The organism is Vibrio penaeicida, from assembly GCF_019977755.1.
Lineage (GTDB): Bacteria > Pseudomonadota > Gammaproteobacteria > Enterobacterales > Vibrionaceae > Vibrio > Vibrio penaeicida.
The window spans coordinates 583766-607362 of the sequence record NZ_AP025144.1 but is presented as its reverse complement, the minus strand read 5'-3'; the positions used below and the strand labels follow the sequence as shown (position 1 = coordinate 607362).

At 38.8% G+C, this 23597-nt stretch carries 20 protein-coding genes, 1 tRNA gene and 1 pseudogene; 14 read left to right on the top strand and 8 right to left on the bottom strand.

What is annotated here, in order from left to right:
• Positions 1-120 precede the first annotated feature (120 nt).
• Positions 121-591: an RDD family protein gene (locus LDO37_RS03025; protein WP_126606751.1), complete on the bottom strand. Its 471-nt coding sequence runs from the start codon at positions 589-591 to the stop codon at positions 121-123.
• A 337-nt stretch (positions 592-928) separates the two neighbouring features.
• Here LDO37_RS03025 and LDO37_RS03020 point away from each other — a divergent pair.
• The 4 genes from LDO37_RS03020 (at position 929) to LDO37_RS03005 (ending at position 4314) form a co-directional block, all read left to right on the top strand.
• Positions 929-1013 (top strand) — tRNA-Leu (locus LDO37_RS03020).
• Between the two features lie 116 nt (positions 1014-1129).
• On the top strand, positions 1130-2008 hold the full coding sequence (locus LDO37_RS03015) for a type II restriction endonuclease (protein ID WP_224055327.1): 879 nt from the start codon (positions 1130-1132) through the stop codon (positions 2006-2008).
• Entirely contained in the window at positions 2008-2946 is a 939-nt protein-coding gene (locus LDO37_RS03010; RefSeq protein WP_224055326.1) for a DNA cytosine methyltransferase, read from the top strand. The genes LDO37_RS03015 and LDO37_RS03010 overlap by 1 nt, the downstream gene beginning before the upstream one ends.
• 627 nt (positions 2947-3573) lie before the next feature.
• Positions 3574-4314 carry a hypothetical protein gene (locus LDO37_RS03005; RefSeq protein ID WP_224056047.1) on the top strand — a complete coding sequence of 247 codons (741 nt, stop codon included), beginning with the start codon at positions 3574-3576 and terminating at the stop codon, positions 4312-4314.
• A gap of 4 nt (positions 4315-4318) precedes the next feature.
• On the opposite strand, the gene LDO37_RS03000 is transcribed toward LDO37_RS03005, so the two are convergent.
• Positions 4319-6022 (bottom strand): hypothetical protein, encoded by a 1704-nt coding sequence (locus LDO37_RS03000; protein ID WP_224056046.1) that lies wholly within the window; start codon positions 6020-6022, stop codon positions 4319-4321.
• A 403-nt stretch (positions 6023-6425) separates the two neighbouring features.
• Here LDO37_RS03000 and LDO37_RS02995 point away from each other — a divergent pair, with 403 nt between their 5' ends.
• Entirely contained in the window at positions 6426-6827 is a 402-nt protein-coding gene (locus LDO37_RS02995; RefSeq protein ID WP_126609749.1) for a hypothetical protein, read from the top strand.
• 66 nt (positions 6828-6893) lie between these two features.
• Here LDO37_RS02995 and LDO37_RS02990 read toward each other — a convergent pair whose 3' ends face one another.
• Positions 6894-8252 (bottom strand): site-specific integrase, encoded by a 1359-nt coding sequence (locus tag LDO37_RS02990; RefSeq protein WP_224056045.1) that lies wholly within the window; start codon positions 8250-8252, stop codon positions 6894-6896.
• A gap of 266 nt (positions 8253-8518) precedes the next feature.
• On the opposite strand from LDO37_RS02990, the gene LDO37_RS02985 reads away from it, so the two are divergent.
• The 4 genes from LDO37_RS02985 (at position 8519) to LDO37_RS02970 (ending at position 12661) form a co-directional block, all read left to right on the top strand.
• The gene (locus LDO37_RS02985) at positions 8519-9550 is read left to right on the top strand and encodes a tyrosine-type recombinase/integrase (protein ID WP_126607145.1); all 1032 of its coding nucleotides are present in this window, start codon (positions 8519-8521) and stop codon (positions 9548-9550) included.
• Positions 9528-10073 carry a hypothetical protein gene (locus LDO37_RS02980; RefSeq protein WP_126607146.1) on the top strand — a complete coding sequence of 182 codons (546 nt, stop codon included), beginning with the start codon at positions 9528-9530 and terminating at the stop codon, positions 10071-10073. Before LDO37_RS02985 ends, LDO37_RS02980 begins: the two co-directional genes overlap by 23 nt.
• Before the next feature lie 135 nt (positions 10074-10208).
• Entirely contained in the window at positions 10209-11672 is a 1464-nt protein-coding gene (locus LDO37_RS02975) for an HAD-IA family hydrolase (RefSeq protein WP_126607147.1), read from the top strand.
• Between the two features lie 62 nt (positions 11673-11734).
• Positions 11735-12661, top strand: coding sequence for a DNA-processing protein DprA (locus tag LDO37_RS02970; RefSeq protein ID WP_185829753.1), 927 nt, complete (start codon positions 11735-11737; stop codon positions 12659-12661).
• Here the strand turns inward: LDO37_RS02970 and LDO37_RS02965 are convergent.
• Complete coding sequence (locus LDO37_RS02965) at positions 12658-12828, bottom strand: hypothetical protein (RefSeq protein WP_185829754.1); 171 nt, start codon at positions 12826-12828, stop codon at positions 12658-12660. The two genes, LDO37_RS02970 and LDO37_RS02965, sit on opposite strands and share 4 nt — an antisense overlap.
• Before the next feature lie 192 nt (positions 12829-13020).
• A protein-coding gene (locus LDO37_RS02960; RefSeq protein WP_224056044.1) for an IS3 family transposase occupies positions 13021-14174 on the bottom strand; the annotation gives its coding sequence in 2 pieces (ribosomal slippage) (positions 13021-13928 and positions 13928-14174; 1155 coding nt in all).
• Between the two features lie 394 nt (positions 14175-14568).
• On the opposite strand from LDO37_RS02960, the pseudogene LDO37_RS02955 reads away from it, so the two are divergent.
• Positions 14569-15724: pseudogene (locus LDO37_RS02955) on the top strand (IS3 family transposase).
• A 133-nt stretch (positions 15725-15857) separates the two neighbouring features.
• Here the strand turns inward: LDO37_RS02955 and LDO37_RS02950 are convergent.
• The gene (locus tag LDO37_RS02950) at positions 15858-16637 is read right to left on the bottom strand and encodes a type II toxin-antitoxin system antitoxin SocA domain-containing protein (RefSeq protein ID WP_126607982.1); all 780 of its coding nucleotides are present in this window, start codon (positions 16635-16637) and stop codon (positions 15858-15860) included.
• A 276-nt stretch (positions 16638-16913) separates the two neighbouring features.
• On the opposite strand from LDO37_RS02950, the gene LDO37_RS02945 reads away from it, so the two are divergent.
• From LDO37_RS02945 to LDO37_RS02935, 3 genes are all read left to right on the top strand, one after another.
• A complete protein-coding gene (locus LDO37_RS02945; protein WP_126607983.1) occupies positions 16914-17147 on the top strand; it encodes a hypothetical protein in 234 nt (77 codons plus the stop codon).
• Between the two features lie 430 nt (positions 17148-17577).
• The gene (locus LDO37_RS30305) at positions 17578-18012 is read left to right on the top strand and encodes a YagK/YfjJ domain-containing protein (RefSeq protein ID WP_126607984.1); all 435 of its coding nucleotides are present in this window, start codon (positions 17578-17580) and stop codon (positions 18010-18012) included.
• A 1333-nt stretch (positions 18013-19345) separates the two neighbouring features.
• The gene (locus LDO37_RS02935; RefSeq protein ID WP_126607985.1) at positions 19346-20161 is read left to right on the top strand and encodes a hypothetical protein; all 816 of its coding nucleotides are present in this window, start codon (positions 19346-19348) and stop codon (positions 20159-20161) included.
• Positions 20162-20278: 117 nt separating this feature from the next.
• Here LDO37_RS02935 and LDO37_RS02930 read toward each other — a convergent pair whose 3' ends face one another.
• Positions 20279-21289 carry a DNA cytosine methyltransferase gene (locus LDO37_RS02930; protein ID WP_126607986.1) on the bottom strand — a complete coding sequence of 337 codons (1011 nt, stop codon included), beginning with the start codon at positions 21287-21289 and terminating at the stop codon, positions 20279-20281.
• Between the two features lie 223 nt (positions 21290-21512).
• Positions 21513-22856 (bottom strand): metalloprotease PmbA, encoded by a 1344-nt coding sequence (gene pmbA / locus LDO37_RS02925; protein WP_126607987.1) that lies wholly within the window; start codon positions 22854-22856, stop codon positions 21513-21515.
• A 121-nt stretch (positions 22857-22977) separates the two neighbouring features.
• On the opposite strand from pmbA, the gene yjgA reads away from it, so the two are divergent.
• On the top strand, positions 22978-23505 hold the full coding sequence (gene yjgA, locus LDO37_RS02920; RefSeq protein WP_126607988.1) for a ribosome biogenesis factor YjgA: 528 nt from the start codon (positions 22978-22980) through the stop codon (positions 23503-23505).
• Positions 23506-23597: the final 92 nt, after the last annotated feature.

The window sequence follows — 23597 nt, the reverse complement described above, 5'->3', positions numbered from 1 at the left end:
GAAGCCACGAACCAATAACAGGTTATTGGGAGAGGATTCAACGCAGTAATAAGTGAAAAGAGCCATTAGAAAGCAAGTTGTTATCCCGAGTTCAGGTTATTTAAGCAAACGTGCTTTGAGTTAATTTGCTTTCGGCAGAACAACCACTTGTGTTTTTGCCCAAATGTCATGAAAGGCACGCTTCTTGGGATCAAATGGCACCGTAAGGTTTGCTAAGCCAAAACCAGAGGTTGCGACTCGGATGAGCGCTTGAGTCAACGAGATGGATGAACCATCTTCGTTTTGCACACGCAGCTTCCATGCTCGCATGCCTAAAGTCTGTCCCGCTTTTGTCCAGAAGAACACAATAAACCCAATCCACACAGTAGCGAGATACGCCGTGTACAGAGCACTCCATACAGGGTGGTTGGTGAGTAAATCGCTGGCGTCCGCATAACTTCCATAACTCATCAAACCTGCAGCGTGAAAGGCAAAGAGAATCGCAATCACTAGCCCCCCTGCCATCATTTCTATGGAGAGTATAATCAGGGCGTCGTACATCAACGCACCTAGCCTTCGAAGTAATCCTGCAGGTTTCGTTTGAAAAGACATAGTTCTCACATGGGTAATCGTTGGAAAGCGACAGAATATAAACTAGTACAAGAATTTGGAAGTGATATAGCGCACAGCACGAGCACTTATGCTGAAATAATCGCCAAACGAATGGTTTTTAAAGATTTAACCCTTGCACCCGCTTAAGTCATCCGTATAATGCCAATCATCGAAAGGGCAATAGCCCAGAGATGCCGGTGTGGTGAAATTGGTATACACGACGGATTCAAAATCGCTTGCTTGTATGCGTTTTATATCATAAACTGGCTTAAAATCAGTGTCTTACATTGATTTTAACTCTATTAAAAAAGTTGTATAGAGTTGTATAAAAACCAATGGCGGTATGGTGAAATTGGTAGACACAGGGGATTCAAAATCCCCCGGCGAAAGCTGTGCCAGTTCGAGTCTGGCTACCGCTACCATATTTAAAGAAAAGCTGTTCTTCGGAACGGCTTTTTTTGTATCTATTGCTTTCTAGATTGAGTTTAAATTTATCTAATTTATAATAGTTGGCCGTTTTTGAACCATAGGGTTGGATATGCAGGATTTAACATTCCTAACTGAGATTCCTAGCGAGGAGCAAAAAGCTTTTGATCGCTACATTCAAGCAGCAAGAAAAGAGTTTATTCTCCCTCCTAAAGACACGGTTAAGAGAGTCCTAGCAGAACATTCTGACTTGATGGAGGCTCTCAAAGATGAAAAAGACGTTTCTGGTGTTGTAAGAACATTAAGAGAGGAAGCCTTTCGCTCATTTCTTGAGCAAGAAGCTAAAATGAACGCTTTTATTTTGAAGCATATTTCAGAAAAGTTTACTGTTCCAGAAGAAAAGTTTGATTATCTATTTGATATATTTCAAAAAAGTGATGAAGAAATAAAAGAGAAGTTAAGAAGCTTTTTTGGTGATTATGCAGGGCAAATTTACCCTTACATCTACAGGTTATCATTAAGTAATACTCAATCTAGGCGCTCAAGAGCGGGTAAAGTCTTTGAGGGGATAATTTATGGTTTATATGACGTGTTGGATTACCCTTACGAATCACAGGCTACAGTAGGCTCAAAGAACTTTCAGACTAAGAAGCTAGGTAAGATTGTAGATTCCCTTTTACCGAACCTAGAAGCGTTTGAGCAAAGACGAGATAAAGTCATTATCGGCACGATGAAAACAACTCTTCGTGAACGTTGGCAGGAAGTTATTGAAGAAATTAACAGAACAGGTTTGCCAAGTATTTACCTATTAACTGTTGATGAAGATATCAGTTCAAGTAAAGTTGAACAAATGGCAAATCATAATGTAATACTTGTAGTTTATAGGGATGTTAAAGCACAAGATACGCTTGTTAAGAAGCGTAATGTCGTTAGCTTTGAGGATTACTTCTTCGATGAAATCCCACAGAATCTAGAGTATTGGGCTAAGTAATGAGTTTTAAGTTTATTGATCTATTCGCTGGCGTTGGTGGTATCAGATTACCATTCGATGAAATTGGTGGAGAGTGTGTTTTTTCTTCTGAAATTGATAAGTTTGCAAGGCAAACATATCAAGCAAATTTTGGTGAAGAACCAAATGGCGATATTACTTTAATTGAACCAAGTGAAATCCCTAAGTTTGACTTGTTACTTGCAGGTTTTCCTTGTCAGCCATTTTCGCAAGCAGGGTTACAGAAAGGTTTTGATGATACTCGTGGAACACTGTTTTTCTACATAGCGAAGATCATAGAGCATCATCAGCCTAGTGTTGTGCTTTTAGAGAACGTAAAAAGACTAAAGACACACGACAAAGGTAAAACTTATCGTGTTATGAAAGAAACTCTTGAAGATTTAGGTTATACAGTAACAAGCCAAATCCTAGCTGCTAAAGATTTTGGTAGACCTCAAAATAGAGAACGCATCTATATTGTTGCTTTGAAAAATGGTGCAACTTTTGATTTTCCTAAGCCAACTATGGAAAAAACAAGAGTTGGTGACATTTTACAAGATGATGTGCCAGAGAAATATACGATCTCGGATCGTCTTTGGGAAGGGCATCAAAGAAGAAAACGAGAACATAAGACAAAAGGTAATGGTTTTGGTTATGGGATGGTTGATCACGACTCAACCCATACAAACACTATATCAGCTCGATATTATAAAGATGGTTCAGAGATATTAGTAAACCAAGGGGAAGATAAAAACCCTCGTAAAATCACCCCTAGAGAAGCGGCTAGATTACAAGGTTTCCCTGATACATATAAAATCGTTGTGAGTGATGTCCAAGCTTACAAGCAATTTGGAAATAGTGTGTGTGTTCCAGTTGTTCGGGCAATTTCTCGTAAACTAGAACCAATATTAAAAACCACTTCCTTAAAAAAGGTTTCATAGTATTTACAACAAATAAAAATCAGTTGTAAATCCATTTTGACTAAATAAAGCTCGAATTATCGGGCTTTTTTTTATGTATGCAAAAAATATAGTTCAAAGATTTGATTAATAAAGCAGTAATATCAGTTTATATAATCGAGAATGCCATTTTTAGCCATTTATTTAGTTTAGATATGTTAAGTGATACACTTTTTTAAAATTGCCTTAATTTTTATATTTAAACGCTTCATTCCGCAAGCTCCATTAGCAAATCAGAATGAATATTTCGCCACTGCGTCATAAAGATAAAAACAATGCCAATTACACATATATAAAAAGTCTTTATTATAAAGTCTGTATTATTAATTTATTAATAGGACTACACTTGGTGACATTTACTCCCTACGCTTAGTTACTTTTGCCCCCTATACTTAGTTACAATTTGACAAAGAATTGAATTGTGATTTACTAGATTTAAGAAATAAAAAAGCCGCAATATAAATTGCGACTTTTTAAATTAAACTTCCCTGCCAAGAAGTATTAATTTTTAATATATATCCAAATGCAAAATAGTCAATATTGCATTAGAAATAATATTATAATCATTAATATTTCGGAAGTTCTACAACTTATAAAAAGGAAATATAAATGATTGAATATCTAACCATACCAAACGAAATTATGAATAGAAAAAACCCTTTACATTACGCATTATTTGATTTTAAAAACAATGTTGAGTTTAAATTATTTGTTACAATACTCGCATACTCAACTATGATTTATAGAACAACAAAAAAAGAAAGCGAACATTACTTTTCTGTGAAAGGGTTTCTTGGTGAAAATAGTATTATTACTAGAAATAATATGACAGCAAAGAAAATAATAATATTTGTTAATAAATTACAAAGTCCATTCTTTGATAATATTGAAGTTATAGCGAATGAAATACATTTCAAACTTTCAAGTAAATATAAAAATGATTTAAGAAATAATGGATTTGAAAAGATTAATCTAATTGATTTGAAATCTATTGCTGACATTCGATCTTCAAAATTATCAGTTCTTACGGAGATAAAAAAAGAGGGATATTTTGACTACTACTATTTATGTAAAGTTTTAGATCTTAATGGGATTAAAAGAAGAGACAATAGAATTGCAAAAATAAAGAAAGCATTTAAAAATATTGAAGTTGAGTTTGAGTATAAACATCCAAAAAATCAAAATGAAAAAAGAGAAGAAGAACATTATAAGTTCTTTTATAGTAAAACAAGCTTATATTCTGATAATAAAAAAGTAACTAATGTTTTAAGTGATGACTATATAGATGAAATATTTTCTGTTGATGATTTTGATTTTGATGAAATAATTGATAGCTCTATTAAAAGCTGATATATCAGCTTTTACTTTTCCCAAAACTAAATCTTTTATTTTTCTTCTGTTTGGGTTTATCATCAAATATTATTTCCAGTCTTGACTCTTCCTTTATTTCTTTTCTTACTTCTTCAATATATTCATTTCCATAATGTCTATTTTTAATTCTTTCTTGTTTTAGCTCTTCTTCAAGTTTTAATCTTGTTTTCTCTTGTTTATACCATTCAGGATTTTCTTTTTCTAAATCTTGTATATATTCCTCATTTTGTTGATTAATCCCTTTAATAAACCTTTTAACTGACTTATAAAACTCCATAGAATGATTTGTTAATTCTCTTATCATTTCAATTCTTTTTTGAACTGCGTTAGATTTTATTATGTTATAAAGCCATTTTTGATTGTTTTCTAATTGCTCATTAACCTTATCTAATTTATCAGTTGAAGAATTTATATTTTCATTTATTTCTTCTAATTCTACATTTTTAGTTGTAATTTCAGTATCAACAGCTTTTTTCTTTGCAATAGCTTTATTAGCAGCTTTGATTTGTTTATTTCTGTTTTGTTGTTCTTTTTTAGCTTGTTCTTCCATATAAGAATGAAGATTTTGCATTCTCTGGGATTTTGGTAAATTGCTTTGTTCTTTTAAAAAAGCTCTTAATTCCTTTTCTTCTGGTGTAAGTTCCTTTTTTTCAAATCTGAACTCATAGCCATATTTAGCCAATTTTTTATTTGCAAATTCATAGAACTCTGTTTGAAGTGCTTCACTCGCTACCGTTCTTAAAATTTCGTTTGTTTCGTTGTATTTCTTACCGTCAGGCTCGAACGGTATGCCTTGCTCCTGCGCTAATCTCAAACCAAGCTGATGAGTATAGTCAGGCAAATCAAAACGCTTTGTAAAGCGATTAAAGCCTGATCTGATTAAGTGAAGATGGTCATCTGCTGCATTGCCTTTCTTCGTTCTTTCGTCTTTGTGGAAAGCACCGCCAAGAATGGCAAAATCTGCAAAATACTTGTTGTTCCAATCCCTCATAATCTTGATCATATCAACGTCTTTTAGGCTCTTGTCGTTATGCTTTGGGATTTTGAACAGCACATCTTCAAAACCTATTGAACGAGTTGAAGCGGTAGTTCTGCGATCATTATGGACTTGCATTTTATCGACTGTTTCGAGTATCTGGGTTAAATGCTTTTTCTTGGCATTAAGCCCTTTTATTTTAAAATTCTCTGGGGGATTTTGATAAAAGTCTAATGCAGTTTTTAAAGATTCTTGATCGATAACAGAATAATCTTTTTTATTTTTACTTTGGTTTTTTACTTCTAAACACTGCGTCATGATTTCTAATAAATGACTTTCAGCGTTTTCATCGTAATTTTTTAATTTTGAAAAATACGTTATAGATTTTAAAGTAATATCTTTTTGTTGTCGTGATAATGAAATATTTTGTTCAGCCATTTCATCAGCTTCAATTAATGATTGTTGAAGCGTGTCTTTTAATGATTGGCTTTCAGTTTGAACTTTATCAAACCAGTCAGCACCTTTTTTTATAACTTTAAAGTCTGGACCGATAACTAAATTTAGTTTTGTATCGTCAGCGTTAAAGTCTCTTTTATATTGTATCGTGTCAGGTTTATAGTTTCGTAATATGTGATTAACTAAATTAGCTAATTTTGTTTTATCACAAATACGATATCTTTTTGTTTTAAATAATACTGTTGATGTTTCCATTTTTATTTTTCCTTTTGGCTTGTTGGTTATCCATATTTGATTAAACTTTTTTAAAGTTTACCCTTTTCTACACGACACTTTATTCGCAGCGTAGCAAGAAAAAGTGGCGGGGAGACTAAAAAGGGTTTTTATTAGTAAGCGACTTTTAAGTCTCTTACCTTTTTAATTGTTATCACGCTATTGAAATATGTCAAAAGTGTGGTATGACAAATTAAGGTGTAACACCTTGTTGAATTGTAAAATAATAGAAAGGAAAATAAATGATGAATAACTATGATGATGGTTTAGATACGTGTGGAATGTGTGGGAATGACATAGAGCGAGGGAGGGAATTATGTAGACTCTGTCGAGAACAAGAAGAAATTGACGAAACTTTTAGTGATTTAAATTGGAGTCCTGAATAATGAAAAAGGACAAAGATAAAAAACACTTAGATGCAGCAAAAAAGGCAGTTGAAAAAGCAAAAACACAAAATGAAATATCAAATGATGTTTCTAATGAGCTTGAAAATACAAATGAAAAATTGAATAAAGCAATAGTTAAAAAAGGGGTTTTTGAAAAGTTTAATCCAAATAAGAAAACTTCTCTTGATAGTTTTATTGATGAAAAACAAGAGCTGTTAAATGAGTTAAGAGAAAGTACGAAATCTAATGATGTACAAACGTTATCTTGGCTTGAAATTGTTAAACTAGCTATATCAAAATTAAGAAAATACAATCCAATCGAAGCTGATAAGCTAGAAAGTGCTATATCTATAAAAATAAAAAATATGAACACCATTAACAATAAAAAAGTAAGAAACTGATGGTGTTAATTGAAATTCTGGCGAAAAGAAAGAGAAGATGGTTTTTTATCTTCTCTTTCTTTTTGTCTACCATTCTTCTGGCGGTTGGGGTGGCACATCATTTTCTGGTGGGTGAGATAGATTATACGCTTCAACTTGAAGCCTGATACGTTCTTCCTCTTCTTCTTCTGTTAAGAAGTTAGGCATATCGTCATCTACTTTAACTCCTAGTTTCTTCTGTTCTTCCATTATGCGGTGATACTCGTCCCAACGCTCTTTATTTCGATCTCTTAGCGTGATTTGGTCAATATGCTGTTGATTGTTTAGTCTATAATCATCATAGAATTCTTGGATTGTCTCAACTCGACTACCAACGTATTTTGACACTAGATAGATATCAACGCCTAACGCTAATCTGGTAGTAATAAATGAGTGTCGGCAAGAATAAAGAACATAATTTTTATTTCTAAACTCGATTCCTTTTTTGAGCAGATGTTTTTTGAAACTACCAAAAAGAGTTGAATAGCAAGGGATTTTATTATTTGCATTTTCTAATATTAATCTATCAATGTTTAAAAAGTTCTTTTCAGTAATCTTTTTGTCTGGGTTTTGAATCTTTGCTATTTCAATTATTGCATTTAAAGCTTTTTCACTTAATGCGATTCTGCGACCATTTCCATTATATTCTTCAGTTTTTCCTTTGGTAATATAAACATAATGATTTTCTTTTCCTTTTTTAATATCACTAAATTTTAAATGGAAAACTTCTTCACCTGTGCGAACACCAGTTTCTAAAAGAAAAATAAAGTATTGGTATAGTGTTTTTTTATGAGCGATTGATATTTTGTTTCTTGCGCCTGATTGATGGAATACTTTTAATTCTTTAAGGATTATATCTAGATCATCTGGTGCAAATGGATTTCTATCATCAGCTTTTTTAGTTGTGATTTTTTTTGGAAGTCTTGGAAAATCTGACCTTTTTAAAATCTCTTCTTCTTCAAGAAGATCAAGCAATCGAGTAAAACAAGTTTTATTTATGTTGTATCGTGTTTCTGAAAGTTCTAGACTTTCAAAGTATTGACGAATATTTTTTGTTGTAAGTTCTGAGATCGTTTTTCTTTTGAAGTATGGAACGATGAAGTTTTGAATGACATAACAGTAGTCTTTATAAGTAGGGCGTTGAACTCTTTTATTGTTCAAGTCGGCAATGACCATATCAAAGGCTTTCTTAATTGATAGCTCTTTTGTTTCATATAGTGGAATCCCAGCGGTGATCTTTCCCTCTGTTTCAAACTTTAAAGCCCAAGCTCTGCTTTTAGCTTCATCTATGTCAGAGGTCTTTAAAGAACGCTTGATTTCCATTCCATTGGCTCTTAGTCGAACATAGATACTTTTAGTATGATTTTGCCTGTAAATTGCCAAGCCTTTTGTTAGACTCTCATACATAAAAACCCCTTAAAGTTGTATAAAAACTTGTATAAGAATAGGGTTAATTTAGGTTAAGCTGTTGAAAAAGTAAATTAAAAATCAATAGAGAACCGATTCAAAATCCGTTGCCTTCGGGCGTGGCGGTTCAAGTCCGCCCACCGGTACCATTTTTAGAAGGCTCTGCTTTAGCAGGGCTTTCGTCGTATTTAGGGTACGGCAAAATCTCTCTCAAAGTGTTGCGGTTGAAATTTTTCATGTGAAAACGTGTGTAATAGGTTTCAGCAATGGCAATCCAGAAAATTCAAAGAAAGTCTGGCGTACGATACCGAGTGCAAATTATGCGCAATGGTAAACGTATCTCCAAGGTATTCACCAAGAAGAAAGAAGCAGAGCAGTTTCATGCACAGCTTTTGACTAACGATGATCTAACCAACCTACTAACAAGCTACGCAATGTCTAACTTGACGTTGGATGAGGCATGTAAAGAGTATCTCCGCTACCACACAGGTAAAGACCAATCTATAGGGCAACGATTAAACTGGTGGTGTTCACTTTATGGCAGCAAGAAAACTGGGCAAGTTACTAAGTCATGTGTGAGAACCGCTCTAAAAGCTCTGTCTGAAGAAGGGAAGGCCCCCGCAACAGTTAATCGATATAAGGCAGCTCTAAGTGCTGTATACGCATTCCTATCAGATGAATATGACAGTACACACAACCCTGCGAGGGAAGTAAAGCAGCTTAAAGAGAACAATGCTCGGACGCGGTTTTTAACAGAAAAGGAAGTCGAGCGATTGCTAAGCATAGCTAAAGATTCTAGTTGGGACCGTTTATACCTGCTTTTGTTGATGGCTATAACTACCGGCGCTCGAAGAACAGAGATCTTAACTCTACGTTGGAGTGATATCAGTATTCGAGATAGACGTGCTTTAGTAAAAAAAACAAAAAATGGGGAGCCGAGAATCCTACCTCTAACTGACAACGTGGTTGCCGAACTATCTCGTTTTCAAAGTGCTAGTGCAGATTACGTATTTCCTAGAGTAGGTCACCAGCATGACTACTTTCGTAACTTTGATATCCATTGGTATAGGGCTATCTCAATGGCTGGAATCAAAGATTGTCGATTTCATGATTTACGCCATACAGCAGCTTCTATCCTTGCTAAGAATGGAGCTTCATTAATCCAGATTGCTGAAGTTTTAGGACATAAATCTATACAAATGACTCAGCGGTATGCCCACCTTTGTGTCAGTCAAAAGCACAAACTAATTGATGATTTCATGGGAGAAATTTCTAGTGGAAGATGTAGAGCTACCTGATTATTTACATGACCTAGATGCTGATGAAATGATCAAGTGGTTGTCCTTTGGACAGGACTATTCATGCTCACAGTTCGATAAAACACAAGCCCCAATTCGTGCGTCATCAAAAAAACAAGCGATGCTTTTGGTTTCTAAATTTCTAGAACAGGTAGAGTTTCGCGATGATATGGACAAGCACGTTTGGGATTTCGTTGTTGGTAATTTGTCTAATTTTGCCAATGGTGGGTCTATATTTGAGGTGGGTAAAGGGCAAGTCCCCCTTGAATTTGAAGACATGCGTTGGCGTTCTTGGGCTATGAGGGTCACTTGGGAAGCTGGTGCAAAACAAGTAGAAATCGCTGAACTGCTTGGGGTTTCTATAAGGTTAGTTAGCTCAAGCATTAAGTTTACGAAAGGGCGAGAAATTTGTGATGAGCCAATTTGGAACAAAATGATCGAGTTAGCAGGTGAGTATTTTGAAAGGCAAGATTATAGAAGTGTCTTATTGAATATTGATAGTTACCGCGAACTTAAGAGGTGATGCTGGTTTTTGTGTTCTGTCCACTGCTTCTTAATTTTTGTGAAGTTCGCTTATCTTACTTATGCACTCTATTGAATGTGCAATTATGTACGTATAATCTCTCGACATTTCCATAAGTAATTTAAGGTTAAGCGTATGGCTAAGGTTGATGCGATTATTTTCGATCTTGATGACACATTAGTTGGTACTTCGAAAGTTGAGGAGTTCCGTCGAACTAAAGACGTAGCTGGTTTAGATGCAAATTTATACAAGACAAAGATTTATGAGCCTGTTTCCAAGATGTTGAGAGATTTGAAAGAAGCAGGTATCCCACTAGGTTTAGTGACGAATTCGCCTAAGTGGTATGCAGAAAAGGTATTGGCTTTCCATGACATAGATTTATTTGATGCTCTTGTCTGCTACGACGATGTTGGAGCTGGTGGAATCAAGCCATCTCCTATAGGCATTAAGTTGGCAATGGAAAAATTAGGTGTATGTGAAGACGACCATGTTATCTATGTGGGCGATGCAGAAACTGATTTTATTGCCGCTTATAAGGCAAAGATAATGCCAGTAGCTCCAGCATGGGCCAAAAGAACTCCCATTGCTCAGATACCAGCTACAATTACCAAGTCACAATACCTTGTGGACAATATAGAAAGTATCGAAGAGTTGGCTTTGATTGCAGATAGAACTGCTAAAGAAAGGTCATTCGATTTTTATAAAAAACAACTCAACTTTATTCCTCTAAATACTAAAGGCGAATTGGTTCCATTAAACCGTGAAGACATTAAGCTTGTCGCTTTTGGGCGTTATTTCAGCCAGAACTCTACGCTCACAGCACAACTTCATGAGAACCACCAGCTATCAAAAGATATTTATGCGAAAGAGTTAGCGGAGAGCTATGTTATACCGGGCTACTTCGTTGATTTGATGTCAAGAGTAGTATTCAGATTGCCACAGTATGTCTTTGAGGATGCGAATGCAGAGTTTGATATTGTTACAGTAATTCCAGCGAAGAAGGGTAAAAACAAACGTTTAGAGAACATGCTTGGAAAAGTTAAAAGCTCTTGCGAAGGTCGTTCGGAGTTTATTCCTGACTTGTTTGAATTTTCATCTGGAGCGAAAAGTCTCAAAACACTCGGGGGAGTGGATAATCGATCTGCTGAGTTAATGATGAACTTGCACATCAAAGAAAAGTATCTGGATGATATTAAAGGAAAAACAGTATTGGTACTTGATGACGTAATTACCACTGGGGCTACGTTTAATCATGCATTCTGCCTTTTAGAAAATGCCGGTGCTGCATACACTTTTGGAGCATGTCTAGCAAAAACAGTGAGTGTGAGAGAAGAGGCTATCGAATGTCCAAAGTGCGCAAGACTAATGCAAGTTAGAACAAATAAGAAAACAGGGATACATTTTTATGGCTGTACAGGTTTTTTCGAGTTGTTCGATAAATGTACTCATGTAGAGTCAATTATTATTAAAGATTGTCCACGTTGCGGAGAAGGGATGTATACACAGCAGCGTAACAGTGACAAAACTAACTTTTTAGGGTGTAAAGGCTATTTTAAAAAACCTCAATGTACACATACGGAGAATTTGGAAGAAGTATGATATCCGAGAGTGCTAAGTCTCTACTTGCGTATAGATACCTCAAAGGAGTTGGAAGAAAGTATTTGAATGATATAGCAATATCAGCTCAATTATCTCGAACTTCGGTAGATGAGGCTTTTGCGGCAGGTAAGATAGGGGCGGATAAGTTTTCTAAAGAGCAGTTGGAGCAAGCGTTTGAACTTGCGGCGGGGCAAATCAAGATAGCTGAGTCATTGGGGCATAAGATTATCTGTAGACTCGATGAACAATACCCTGATTCCTTAAAAAAATTGCCCGATGCTCCACCAATACTTTTTTGTGCAGGGGATCTGCGCATATTGAAATCTGACTCAATTACTATTATTGGGACTAGATCTCCAACAGAACATGGGGTGGCTATTGCTCAAAGAATCACCCAGTGGTTTTCTGAGAATAACTGGTGTGTGACTAGTGGTTTAGCAAAAGGAATTGATACTGTTGCTCATGAATCTTGTTTAGAGGCAAGAGGCAAAACTATAGCTGTGTTAGCTCATGGTCTGGAAAAAATTTATCCGGCTCAAAACAAAAGGCTAGCTAGTGATATTACAGATAAAGGTGGGTTGTTAGTCAGTGAGTATAGTTACAATTCTTATGTCGGCCGCTCAAACTTTGTGGAGAGGGATCGGATTCAAGCTGCTTTGGCGAAAGCTGTTGTTTTAGTTCAATCAGATCTGACCGGCGGTAGTCTGCATGCCTCAAGAGCAATTCTAAATTATGGTCGCTACTTACTTGTAGTTGGTCAATCTAATAGAGATGTGGAGTTTAGAGAGGAGAAAATTGCTGCGAATATGGTACTTCTATATGGTGATACATCTGAGAAGCTGTCCTTACTAAAAGTTTCTAAAGATAGATTAGATATGGTGCTCCCTTTGCCAAATAGGGAGCACTTGAAGGAAGTTAGTAATGTAATTCGTAATATCACTTTTAACGAAAAAGAAGTACCTTCAGGGGAAAATAACCATCTTTTTTAAGCAACGAAGCAATCTTCGATAATTTCTCTGTAAGTAATAATAATACTGTCTGGTGGAACACCGCCTTTGAGGTTCCACACTAGTAGGTCATCAATAACTTCTAGAGCTTCTTTAGATAGCCTATACCCAGTATGTTTGTAAGACTTGTAGTGATTACCTATGGGCATCAGGTGATCCAGACGTAATATTGATTCTGTAGCTCCCGAAATCGGGAGCATATCCCAGTGAAATTGCGAATATTCACAATGTCTAACTCGTTCAGTAAATAAGTTCGTGTAACCAGAACGTTTGCCCGTGTTTACACCATAATATGGTGCAACTATGTATGTTGATCTGCTCCAGCAAGACTGGACACTTCATTAAGCGACATTTTGCTGTTCAAAGTTAACTGGGCTTAGATACCCAAGAGCACTGTGCCTTCTCATCCGATTATAATCAACCTCAATGTACTCGAAGACCGTTTGGCGCATCTCATTTCTTGTCATGATCGGTTCGTATTGGATCGCCTCGACTTTCATAGAATGGAAGAAGCTCTCAACACACGCATTATCCCAACAGTTTCCTTTTCTACTCATACTTTGTTTTAGGTTATAAGCACTTATTATGTCCCTATAGTCTTTTGAGCAATACTGGCTACCTCGATCACTATGGACAGTAACATGCTCAGGGAACCCTCGACGGAACAGAGCCATTGATAATGCATCGCAGACCAGAGTTGCCGTCATCCTCGTATCCATTGACCAACCGATCACTTGTCGTGAGTAAAGGTCGATGATGACAGCCAGATACAACCAGCCTTCGCTCGTGGCAAGATACGTGATATCTCCCGCCCATTTTTGATTCGGAGCCGTTGCGTTAAAGTCTTGAGCTAGCAAGTTCGGCGCTACGGGCATCTTATGCTTGCTATCCGTCGTACATTTAAACTTGCGTGCCGCTTTCGGCGTTAAATCCTGACGCTTCATACTGGCGGCAATGGTTTTAACATTACGGCTATCCCCATTCTCAGCTAGCTCTTTCTGGATGCGCCTTGAGCCATCACGCCCCTTACTATTGTCAAAAGCTTTTTTGACTTTTTCATCAAGCTTTTGGCGTATTGCCTCACGCTGGATGTACTTGTGGCGATGCTTAATCCAGTAATAGAACCCACTTCGTGAAACTTCGAACACCTTAGCCATGCGGACCACATTGAAACACAGAAGGTGTTCTAGCATAAATTCATAGCAATCTACTTTAGATTTTTCGCGAAGTAGGTGGCGGCCTTTTTTACGATATCTAGCTCTTCAGCTTGCTCAGCCAATTGCCTTTTGAGCTTGGCGACTTCGGCAGCGAGATCTCTTTCACGCTGACTGGTACTGGTGTCTTTTTTAATTGCCTTACGCCAACCGTAGATCTGGGATTCATGCAACCCGAGCTGCCTCGCTGCCGCAGCAACTCCCACTTTCTCTGATAGCTTCAAAGCTTCTGCCTTAAATTCAGGGGAATGTTTAATTCTAGTTTTTTTGTTAGTTGTCATTGTTCACCTCGTTAGTGATTGTACTCACTTAACTTGGTGTCCAAAACTGTTGGGGCGGATCATGTAGGTGATGTTGAGTGATTAGCTTTTCCTCTTGTCAGAGACTTGTCGACTAATGAGGACTCAACACTTAAGACAATACAAGGGCGTCGTTTGGCTCTATAAGCGCCCCAGACTTCATGCTCAAACCTTGGCATTGCGGCAACAGGTAAATCAACTTGATGAAGCTTGGCATTTATGTTGATTGGCTCAACTTTTACTAATGCACGAGAGTGTTCGGTAGGAATTTCTCTGCCGACTGGGTAGAAAGCGTATGGAACCTGATCAACGTGTGATCCGCCCCAGCAGTTTTGGACACCAAGTTAAGTGAGTACAATCACTAACGAGGTGAACAATGACAACTAACAAAAAAACTAGAATTAAACATTCCCCTGAATTTAAGGCAGAAGCTTTGAAGCTATCAGAGAAAGTGGGAGTTGCTGCGGCAGCGAGGCAGCTCGGGTTGCATGAATCCCAGATCTACGGTTGGCGTAAGGCAATTAAAAAAGACACCAGTACCAGTCAGCGTGAAAGAGATCTCGCTGCCGAAGTCGCCAAGCTCAAAAGGCAATTGGCTGAGCAAGCTGAAGAGCTAGATATCGTAAAAAAGGCCGCCACCTACTTCGCGAAAAATCTAAAGTAGATTGCTATGAATTTATGCTAGAACACCTTCTGTGTTTCAATGTGGTCCGCATGGCTAAGGTGTTCGAAGTTTCACGAAGTGGGTTCTATTACTGGATTAAGCATCGCCACAAGGCTACATCCAGCGTGAGGCAATACGCCAAAAGCTTGATGAAAAAGTCAAAAAAGCTTTTGACAATAGTAAGGGGCGTGATGGCTCAAGGCGCATCCAGAAAGAGCTAGCTGAGAATGGGGATAGCCGTAATGTTAAAACCATTGCCGCCAGTATGAAGCGTCAGGATTTAACGCCGAAAGCGGCACGCAAGTTTAAATGTACGACGGATAGCAAGCATAAGATGCCCGTAGCGCCGAACTTGCTAGCTCAAGACTTTAACGCAACGGCTCCGAATCAAAAATGGGCGGGAGATATCACGTATCTTGCCACGAGCGAAGGCTGGTTGTATCTGGCTGTCATCATCGACCTTTACTCACGACAAGTGATCGGTTGGTCAATGGATACGAGGATGACGGCAACTCTGGTCTGCGATGCATTATCAATGGCTCTGTTCCGTCGAGGGTTCCCTGAGCATGTTACTGTCCATAGTGATCGAGGTAGCCAGTATTGCTCAAAAGACTATAGGGACATAATAAGTGCTTATAACCTAAAACAAAGTATGAGTAGAAAAGGAAACTGTTGGGATAATGCGTGTGTTGAGAGCTTCTTCCATTCTATGAAAGTCGAGGCGATCCAATACGAACCGATCATGACAAGAAATGAGATGCGCCAAACGGTCTTCGAGTACATTGAGGTTGATTATAATCGGATGAGAAGGCACAGTGCTCTTGGGTATCTAAGCCCAGTTAACTTTGAACAGCAAAATGTCGCTTAATGAAGTGTCCAGTCTTGCTGGAGCAGATCAGTGCGGCAAAAATGCATAAATTAAGTCACCACGTTGAACTGTTGAAGGGTTAGTTGCCTTTTCCCACCAGCGCTCAGAACCTATGACACTTTGTAAGCAATCTTCAGGAAAAGTCATAGTCTTTCCTCACGTCAGAACCCCAAATTTCATTTGAGAACTCCACGACAACTTCTTCGTCCATGCTATCCTTTTCTCCACTTAAAGTTTCCAACCACTCAATACCATGTGAATAAACTTCGTCTCGGCGAGGGTTGATCACTGGATTTACTAGTTCCATTCTTAGCTTCCGGTTTTGATTGCTGGCCTTTAGTGCCAATAGCTTACTCTTAAAATCTTTTTGTTTTCGTTTTGAGAGTGTATCAATTCGCTTAGAAGGTTGTTCTTCTTGACTTCTACTCGGTTTTACTCGAAATACTAACGACTTTTTAGGAGTGCCCTCAAGCATGGGAGGGGTCTTATAAACAAAATCTAATAGTGCTTTCGTATCATTGGTGAATGTATGAATATCCCGTTTAAGTCGAGCTGTTATGGTGGCAGGAACTTCTCTTGAAATAAGCCTCAGCCTATCACTATCTTGTAAGTTCCAACGTACACAATCCTCATCACTGTATATGCTTTCCAAGCATTCTTTTCTAGCCATAATCTTGGCTAAAGAGCTATCGATTGATGAATAAACATTGTTTGACCAAGGTCCGAAGTTATAAAACTGCCAATCTATTTTTGTAAATGTCTCGCCATGTTTCTCAGCGTAATAGAGGTCAGCTAAATAAACATATTTGATTATGTGTATGGGGCCTAAATTTCGACTGCTAAAATCGTCCTCTTCTCCTGCTCGGAGTAAGGCATATTGAATCAATAGCTCTAGACGACTTGTATCAAACATAGGTTAGGGTTCTTTGGAGGTTTTCTGTGCGGTTGAATTCTGACCGAAAAAATCAGGCGAAGTCTATGTCATCATGTATAGAGAAGTCAAAGCACTTTAAAGGAAACTTTGAAATCAGTTGCATAAAACCCTCTTTTATTGTCTGCAATTGGGAAAAGATCCCGTCTTCGTAACGCTTCTTCCGTCAGCCCGTTAATCTTCTTTTACCGGAAACAACCGCACTCGTGAGAGAGATAGGACGATTTTGTTGACCGTTGATTTTAACTGGAGGAACGAATGACAAAGAAAGAATTAGACTTAAATAACTGGGTGACAGTGATTGAATTAGCTAGGCGCTATAAGCAGTTCTCTTTACCGCAACTAAAACATCTTATCTGGAAGCGAAGAGAACATCATGGGTTAGCTAAGTGCTATAGGATTGTTGGTAAGAAGGGTTACATCAACCTTAGCTTGTTTGCTATGTGGATGAATGGGGAACTACCTGAACAGAATGGAGTAACGGATAAATAATCTCTTGTCAGCCCTTGTAGCATAGAGAAGCATGACATTTCGTGTGTAATCTTGTGTGTAAAAAGTAGTTTAAGGTTGCCACCAGCACCTAGTTGGTGGCTTTATTTTAAGTTGATCGACCTAAGACGGTTCTAAACATCCCACTTTTGTCAGAGATAACTAAAATGATGAATGCGAAGTATTCAGTACAAGTCCACCTGAAGTCATTATGTTGAAAGACAGATGTACCGATTGAATACGACCTAAAAAACACCAAGTTACGAAAGGTTTAAATATTATCTATCTAGGCTAGCCCTAGTTTGAAGGCAATGTGAAAAGTATCAGTCACAAATCTTACTTGAAGTACAAAGGACTAATAATTCCAATCCCTAATGGAAACCTAGGTTGGTACCCTCAAATACTAAAAGGACTCCTGCGACAAGCAGACGCAATGATAGCTAAAACAGGTAGTGTTTTAGCTGTAAGGTTGGACATCAACATTGGCATGTATACCAAAACCAATGGAGTTATTAGCACCCTAAGAGCAAAAATCAGAAATGAGCTTAGGAGAACATTTGAAAATATAGAAGTAGGTTACTTGTGGGTTAGAGAGTTGGCTGGATCCGGTAATCAGCATTACCACTGGTTCTTGTTGGTAGATGGTAGACGGGTTGCTCCTAGCAGACTGACAAAGCTGCTAATTAGATTTTTCGAACATCAGAAATTCTTCTCATTACATTTACCCAAAAACTGTTATTACCTTTTTAAACGCAGAAACTCCCCTAAATACTACAAGTTCGTGGAGCGAGCTTCATACTTAGCCAAAACCCGTAGCAAGGAGAGTGATACCTCTGGTACCAATGATTACGGGTTAAGTCGCTTATGATTGACTCCAATGACATATACGGTTTTAGGATGTGTAGACTTTGGTTAAGAGAAGCTCAATTCGTGTGACTGAAGGTGTTCGGATCCAAAAGTAAACACCGCATGCTCAAAAGTGAAATGCTCTAGAATTTGTAGGCTCAAGAGTTTTTATATACTACCGGACATTTATCAGGTTTTGTTTCACAAATCACTTAGAGATAAGTGGCAAAAAGTGTCCGGTTTACGTCAAAAAAGCCGTACTTAGATAAGAATTGGGACTTTCATACAACATAAAGTGATCAACTCACTTCTATGATTGATCACTATTTCATTTTGCTCAAAATTTGTCTTACCGAAACAAAACTAGGAGCAAAAATGATGAACAACTCACCAAAAATATTACCTAGAAAATATCTTACAACTGAGGACATTTTAGATAGATTTGCTCCACTTTCAGTTACGACATTGTGGCGATGGAGAGAATACAAGGGTTTTCCTGCGCCAGTAATAGAGGGGCGTCCCAATAGATACCTTGCTTGGCAAGTCGAAGAGTGGGAAAACAGTTTATTATCTCGAGACACTAGTGAAGATTCAGACTCAAAAACGTCTCTTAATCGTGTGTAAATTGTGTGTAATTCAACGTAAACAAGAGTAGATCACCGTAAATTGGTATTGGTTGAAGTCTAAGTTAAACAAGCATATCATGACGGAATCAACTGCTGCTTTGAGATTCAAAATCCGTTGCCTTCGGGCGTGGCGGTTCAAGTCCGCCCACCGGTACCATATAAAGAAAGGTCGCTTTTATAGCGACCTTTCGTCGTTTTAGAATCTCAAAATTCGGCGTGACGTCAGGGATGCCTGTCCAATCAATCCGCCTCACGATACCACTATTCAAAAGCCACGATTTTAACGACCTTTCGTTGTTTTAGAATCTCAAAAAATTCGGCGTGGCGTCAGGGATGCCTGTCCAATCAATCCGCCTCACGATACCACTATTCAAAAGCCACGATTTTAACGACCTTTCGTTGTTTTAGAATCTCAATAAATTCGGCGTGGCGTCAGGGATGCCTGTCCAATCAATCCGCCTCACGATACCACTATTCAGAGGCTACGATTTTAACGATCTTTTGTCGTTTTAGATTCTCAAAAACACCCACTCATTGAATTCTCTTCAAACAGCTACCGAGTAATGCCCCACCTCCCCCTACTCAAGAAAATTAGTTGGTTATCAATTACCTGAAATATTTTAGTTGCTCGCAAATATGGCAATAACTGATCCACAATTCACATGTATTAATCACATAAGTGCATAATACCCATCTTTCAACATTGCTGATGATGGTTGTAGGGAAAACATGTCTAAAAAAACCGATAAATTTGAAAAAGACGTTGCTGCGAGTGTAAACATTGGAGACACGCTACCCAATGATATACCAGCATGGATGAGAGAGATCGGTGTAAAACCTGGAGCCAAAGTCACTTCTGTTCAAGCGCAAGGGGCGATTGGCGGCAAAACAGATATCCTCATAAAATTGTCGGATGGATCCCCTATTAAGATTTCAGCAAAAATGAGCAGCGCCCATTACTTTGGTAACTGGTACTCACACAATCGAATCCTTCAAGATTTTGGCGTCAGAGCGTTTAACAACCTCACAAAAGATTGCACTCAATGGGCGAAACAATGGGCAAAAAGTCCTTCCGCATCTTTCTTCGTAGGCGTGAGTATTTGTTTTGGAAAACGTTCAGGGAAAACCGCCCGAGAGTTTACTCAAGTGTTTGACTATCAAGATATCGTGAAAATTGTAGCGGGTACTGGCAAAGGAAATTTGGTGGCGAATTGCCTTTTGGTGAGCAATAAAGTCCCAAGTGACCTACTCGATCTCATACAAAAACTGCAACCAATAAGCAATGAAGTAATACAAACCATAAGTCGTAATTTTAAGGTGGTTTACCGCCCAATAAATCCCAAAACAGAAAGAAGTAACCGAGGGAAGTGTACTTATACTCAATTTCGTCCGACAAAACGCTTGAGTAAGATGACAAAAGTAGAAACTCTGAAAGATCTAACAAAATTAGGCACCTTCGAACTCGTTGCACCTAATGGATTAAACCACAATCGTCTAATCCAAAACTTGAGAACCTTTAATATCGACATTCCCACCAAGAAATAACCTTCGAAATAAAAAAAACCTCAGTATTCGGCAAGAATCTGAGGTTTTGTTTAAATGGCACCATAGAGAGAATCTAAAAGACGCAATTAGACAACGAAAAATATACGAACGTCATGATTACGCTGCTTGAGATTTACCAATCGCTCCTGCTTTAGCCAATGCCTCTTTAATACTTTCAGCAATAGCCGCAGCAAAATTCACCGCCACTGCATTGCCAATCATTTTGTAGCCCGCCCCAAGATCCTTGTAAAGAAATTCAAAGCTGTCCGGAAAACCTTGGATTCGAGCGCATTCTCGAACACTTAAACGACGGTATTCGTGCCCATCCACAAAGACAAATTTGTCGGTTTCGACTTTCTGCATTTTCGGTGCACTAGGATGCAACGGTGCATGGCGTCCACCCGCTTGAATCGTAAATGAGGGCTCATCCCAAGTACGTACTCGGTTTCGACTCATAAACATGCTTGAAAAGCCTCCCGTCATGTATTCATGATTAGGAATTGCAACCTCTGGATTAGGCTTGGACTTTGCTATAGCAGGGACGGCTAATCCGTCTAAATCTTTCAGGCAATCTTTTAAACTTGGCTTATATTCGTGTGGTTCAGGAAAATGATAATCGATATTGAGATCGGAGCGAAAGCCGATGAATATCACCCGCTTTCTATCCTGGGGAACATCGTAATCTGCAGCATTCATCAACTTAAAATGAAGATCGTACCCTGCTTCTCGGAACGTTTCTTTTATGTTTTCGAGTGCTTGTTTATGCCTTGGCGCCAGCATCCCACTCACGTTTTCTGCTAGAAAAAATTTCGGCCTTTTATCGGTAAGAATGCGAATGAACTCGTAGAACAACTGCCCGCGGTGATCGTCTATTCCACGCTTACTGCCCGCTTCACTCCAGCTTTGGCATGGTGGACCACCAATTATGCCATCGCAGTCTGGTACTTCTTCGCTTTCAATATTAACGATACTTCGACGATCCAGCTCAGTGGATGGGTGATTATGCTCGTACGTATCCCAGATTTGCTTATCGTACTCATTGGCGAAAGGGATGTGGAATCCCGCTTTTTCAAAGCCAAGATCTAAACCACCAGCTCCACTGAAAAAAGAAGCGACCGTTAATTTCATTGATGCACTCGTTTGGTATCGGTTATGACAAGATTAAAGCATTTTACTGTACAAAGCGTCAGTAAAAAGGGCGGGGATTATACCATATACATTCATTTTTGTGAGGAACAATGGTAGGAGAGGCAAGGGTAAAAACAAAAAACGCCAATAAGTCATTGGCGCTTTTTCATAAGTACTAAGGTAAATATAAAAACGTGGTCCTTTTCACTTAAACCGTATGTTTCTACTCGCCTGCAATCTTCATAGATTCAATTAATATAGAGCCCGTCTGAATCTGAGAGCGTGTTTCCACATCACTACCCACGGCAACAATTTGCTGATACATATCCACGAGGTTTCCAGCAATTGTGACTTCTGATACTGGGTATTTCACTTCTCCGTTCTCGACATAAAAACCAGCCGCACCGCGAGAGTAATCACCCGTTACAGAGTTCACACCTTGTCCCATAAGTTCTGTAACTAGAAAGCCAGTACCAAGCTCTTTAAGCATGGCTTCAAAGTTTTGACCAGTAGATTCCACAAACCAGTTATGAATACCACCAGCGTGCCCCGTTGGTGTCATGTTCATTTTGCGCGCTGCATAGCTCGTTAGTAGGTAAGTAGATAGAACGCCATCCGTAATGATTTGTTTGTCTTGGGTAAAGACACCTTCGTTATCAAATGGACTGGAAGCCAAACCACGAAGCACGTGCGGCTTTTCGTGAATATTAAACCAAGATGGCAGGATCTGGTCGCCTAACTTGTCCAGCAAGAATGAAGATTTTCTGTAGAGATTTCCGCCGCTGATAGCCATCACAAGATGACCGATCAAGCCAGTTGCGACATCCGCAGCAAACATGACGGGCATTTTCCCAGTGGGTAAACGCTGTGCATCTAAACGGCTTATAGTCTTTTCAGCCGCTTTTAAGCCAACCGTTTCAGGTGACCATAAATCTTCTTTTCGACGTGAAACAGTGTAGTTGTAATCACGCTCCATATCGCCATTTTCACCCGTACCAATCACACAACAGCTCATGCTGTGTCGGCTCGACGCATAACTCGCCAGTAAACCGTGGCTGTTGCCATACACTTTTAAGCCATAATGACTATCGTAGCTTGCACCGTCACTCTGCTTGATTTTGTCACTGTAACTGAGTGCCGCTTCTTCGGCTGCAATGGCAAGCTTAGCTGCTTGGTCTGGTTCCGGTACATCTGGGTGGAAAAGATCCAAATCAGGGATTTCCTTAACCATCAGTTCTTTCGGTGCAGGGCCCGCACAAGGATCTTCAGATGTGTAGTTTGCGATATCGAGCGCTGCCATCACTGTCTGTTGGATTGCTTTTTCACTCAGATCAGAAGTCGAGGCGCTGCCTTTACGCTGGCCACGATACACAGTGATGCCTAAAGCACCGTCACTATTAAATTCGACATTTTCAACTTCACACATGCGAGTTGATACGCTGATACCAGTGCTTTTGCTAATAGCGACTTCAGCAGCGTCTGCCGTTCCTGTCGCAATTTCCAATGCTTTGCTGACAGCTTCCTCTAATTCCAACTTTTGTTGTGCGATTTGCGCTTTTACGTCCATACCGAAATAACTGTTGTTTAAGGGATTATTGATTAAGGATAACAAGGTTTTCGCTTTCGCCCCATAATTCTTGTTAAAATAAGCGATAATTGAACACTGATATCGAAGTAGGCAGACAAAAATGGCACGTAAAAACCAAAAAGCGCCGTGGGAAGAGGAAGAAGAAATCATCTGGGTAAGTAAATCCGAGATGAAGCAGGATATGGAAGAACTGCAGAAGCTAGGTGAAGAACTGGTGGAACTAAAACCAGCGGTGTTGGAAAAATTTCCACTCAGTGAAGATCTGCGAGACGCCATCGCAGACGCGCAACGTTTCAAAAATGAAGCCAAACGTCGTCAGCTTCAGTACATTGGAAAACTGATGCGTACAGAAGATCCAGAGCCTATTCAAGCCGCATTGGATAAAGTTCGCAACAAGCACTCCCAAGCCACTGCGGAATTGCATAAATTGGAGCAATTGAGAGATCGCGTTATAGAAGAAGGTGATAGCGCGATTGCGGACGTGTTAGAGCGATTCCCATCAGCAGACAGGCAGCGCTTACGTCAGCTTTCTCGTCAGGCAAAAAGGGAAAAACAAAACAACAAACCGCCGAAATCCTCTAGAGAGATTTTCCAAACTCTAAAAGTGCTTTTCGAAGAGACAGAGTAGAGACACAAAAAAAAAGCTGCCTAGGCAGCTTTTTTATAACTAACTGATTTATTTCAGCAACTAGGTCACAGCAAACAAAGCAAGCTGCTATC

Excerpts from the sequence above, each read along its gene's own strand:
- LDO37_RS02985 (WP_126607145.1), top strand. The coding sequence starts at position 8,519 with ATGGCAATCCAGAAAATTCAAAGAAAGTCTGGCGTACGATACCGAGTG.
- LDO37_RS02995 (WP_126609749.1), top strand. The coding sequence starts at position 6,426 with ATGAAAAAGGACAAAGATAAAAAACACTTAGATGCAGCAAAAAAGGCA.
- LDO37_RS03010 (WP_224055326.1), top strand. The coding sequence starts at position 2,008 with ATGAGTTTTAAGTTTATTGATCTATTCGCTGGCGTTGGTGGTATCAGA.
- LDO37_RS02990 (WP_224056045.1), bottom strand. The coding sequence starts at position 8,252 with ATGTATGAGAGTCTAACAAAAGGCTTGGCAATTTACAGGCAAAATCAT.
- LDO37_RS03000 (WP_224056046.1), bottom strand. The coding sequence starts at position 6,022 with ATGGAAACATCAACAGTATTATTTAAAACAAAAAGATATCGTATTTGT.
- LDO37_RS03005 (WP_224056047.1), top strand. The coding sequence starts at position 3,574 with ATGATTGAATATCTAACCATACCAAACGAAATTATGAATAGAAAAAAC.
- LDO37_RS02965 (WP_185829754.1), bottom strand. The coding sequence starts at position 12,828 with ATGCCCATAGGTAATCACTACAAGTCTTACAAACATACTGGGTATAGG.
- pmbA (WP_126607987.1), bottom strand. The coding sequence starts at position 22,856 with ATGGACGTAAAAGCGCAAATCGCACAACAAAAGTTGGAATTAGAGGAA.
- LDO37_RS03015 (WP_224055327.1), top strand. The coding sequence starts at position 1,130 with ATGCAGGATTTAACATTCCTAACTGAGATTCCTAGCGAGGAGCAAAAA.
- LDO37_RS02935 (WP_126607985.1), top strand. The coding sequence starts at position 19,346 with ATGTCTAAAAAAACCGATAAATTTGAAAAAGACGTTGCTGCGAGTGTA.
- LDO37_RS02930 (WP_126607986.1), bottom strand. The coding sequence starts at position 21,289 with ATGAAATTAACGGTCGCTTCTTTTTTCAGTGGAGCTGGTGGTTTAGAT.
- yjgA (WP_126607988.1), top strand. The coding sequence starts at position 22,978 with ATGGCACGTAAAAACCAAAAAGCGCCGTGGGAAGAGGAAGAAGAAATC.
- LDO37_RS03025 (WP_126606751.1), bottom strand. The coding sequence starts at position 591 with ATGTCTTTTCAAACGAAACCTGCAGGATTACTTCGAAGGCTAGGTGCG.
- LDO37_RS02950 (WP_126607982.1), bottom strand. The coding sequence starts at position 16,637 with ATGTTTGATACAAGTCGTCTAGAGCTATTGATTCAATATGCCTTACTC.
- LDO37_RS02975 (WP_126607147.1), top strand. The coding sequence starts at position 10,209 with ATGGCTAAGGTTGATGCGATTATTTTCGATCTTGATGACACATTAGTT.
- LDO37_RS30305 (WP_126607984.1), top strand. The coding sequence starts at position 17,578 with ATGATAGCTAAAACAGGTAGTGTTTTAGCTGTAAGGTTGGACATCAAC.
- LDO37_RS02945 (WP_126607983.1), top strand. The coding sequence starts at position 16,914 with ATGACAAAGAAAGAATTAGACTTAAATAACTGGGTGACAGTGATTGAA.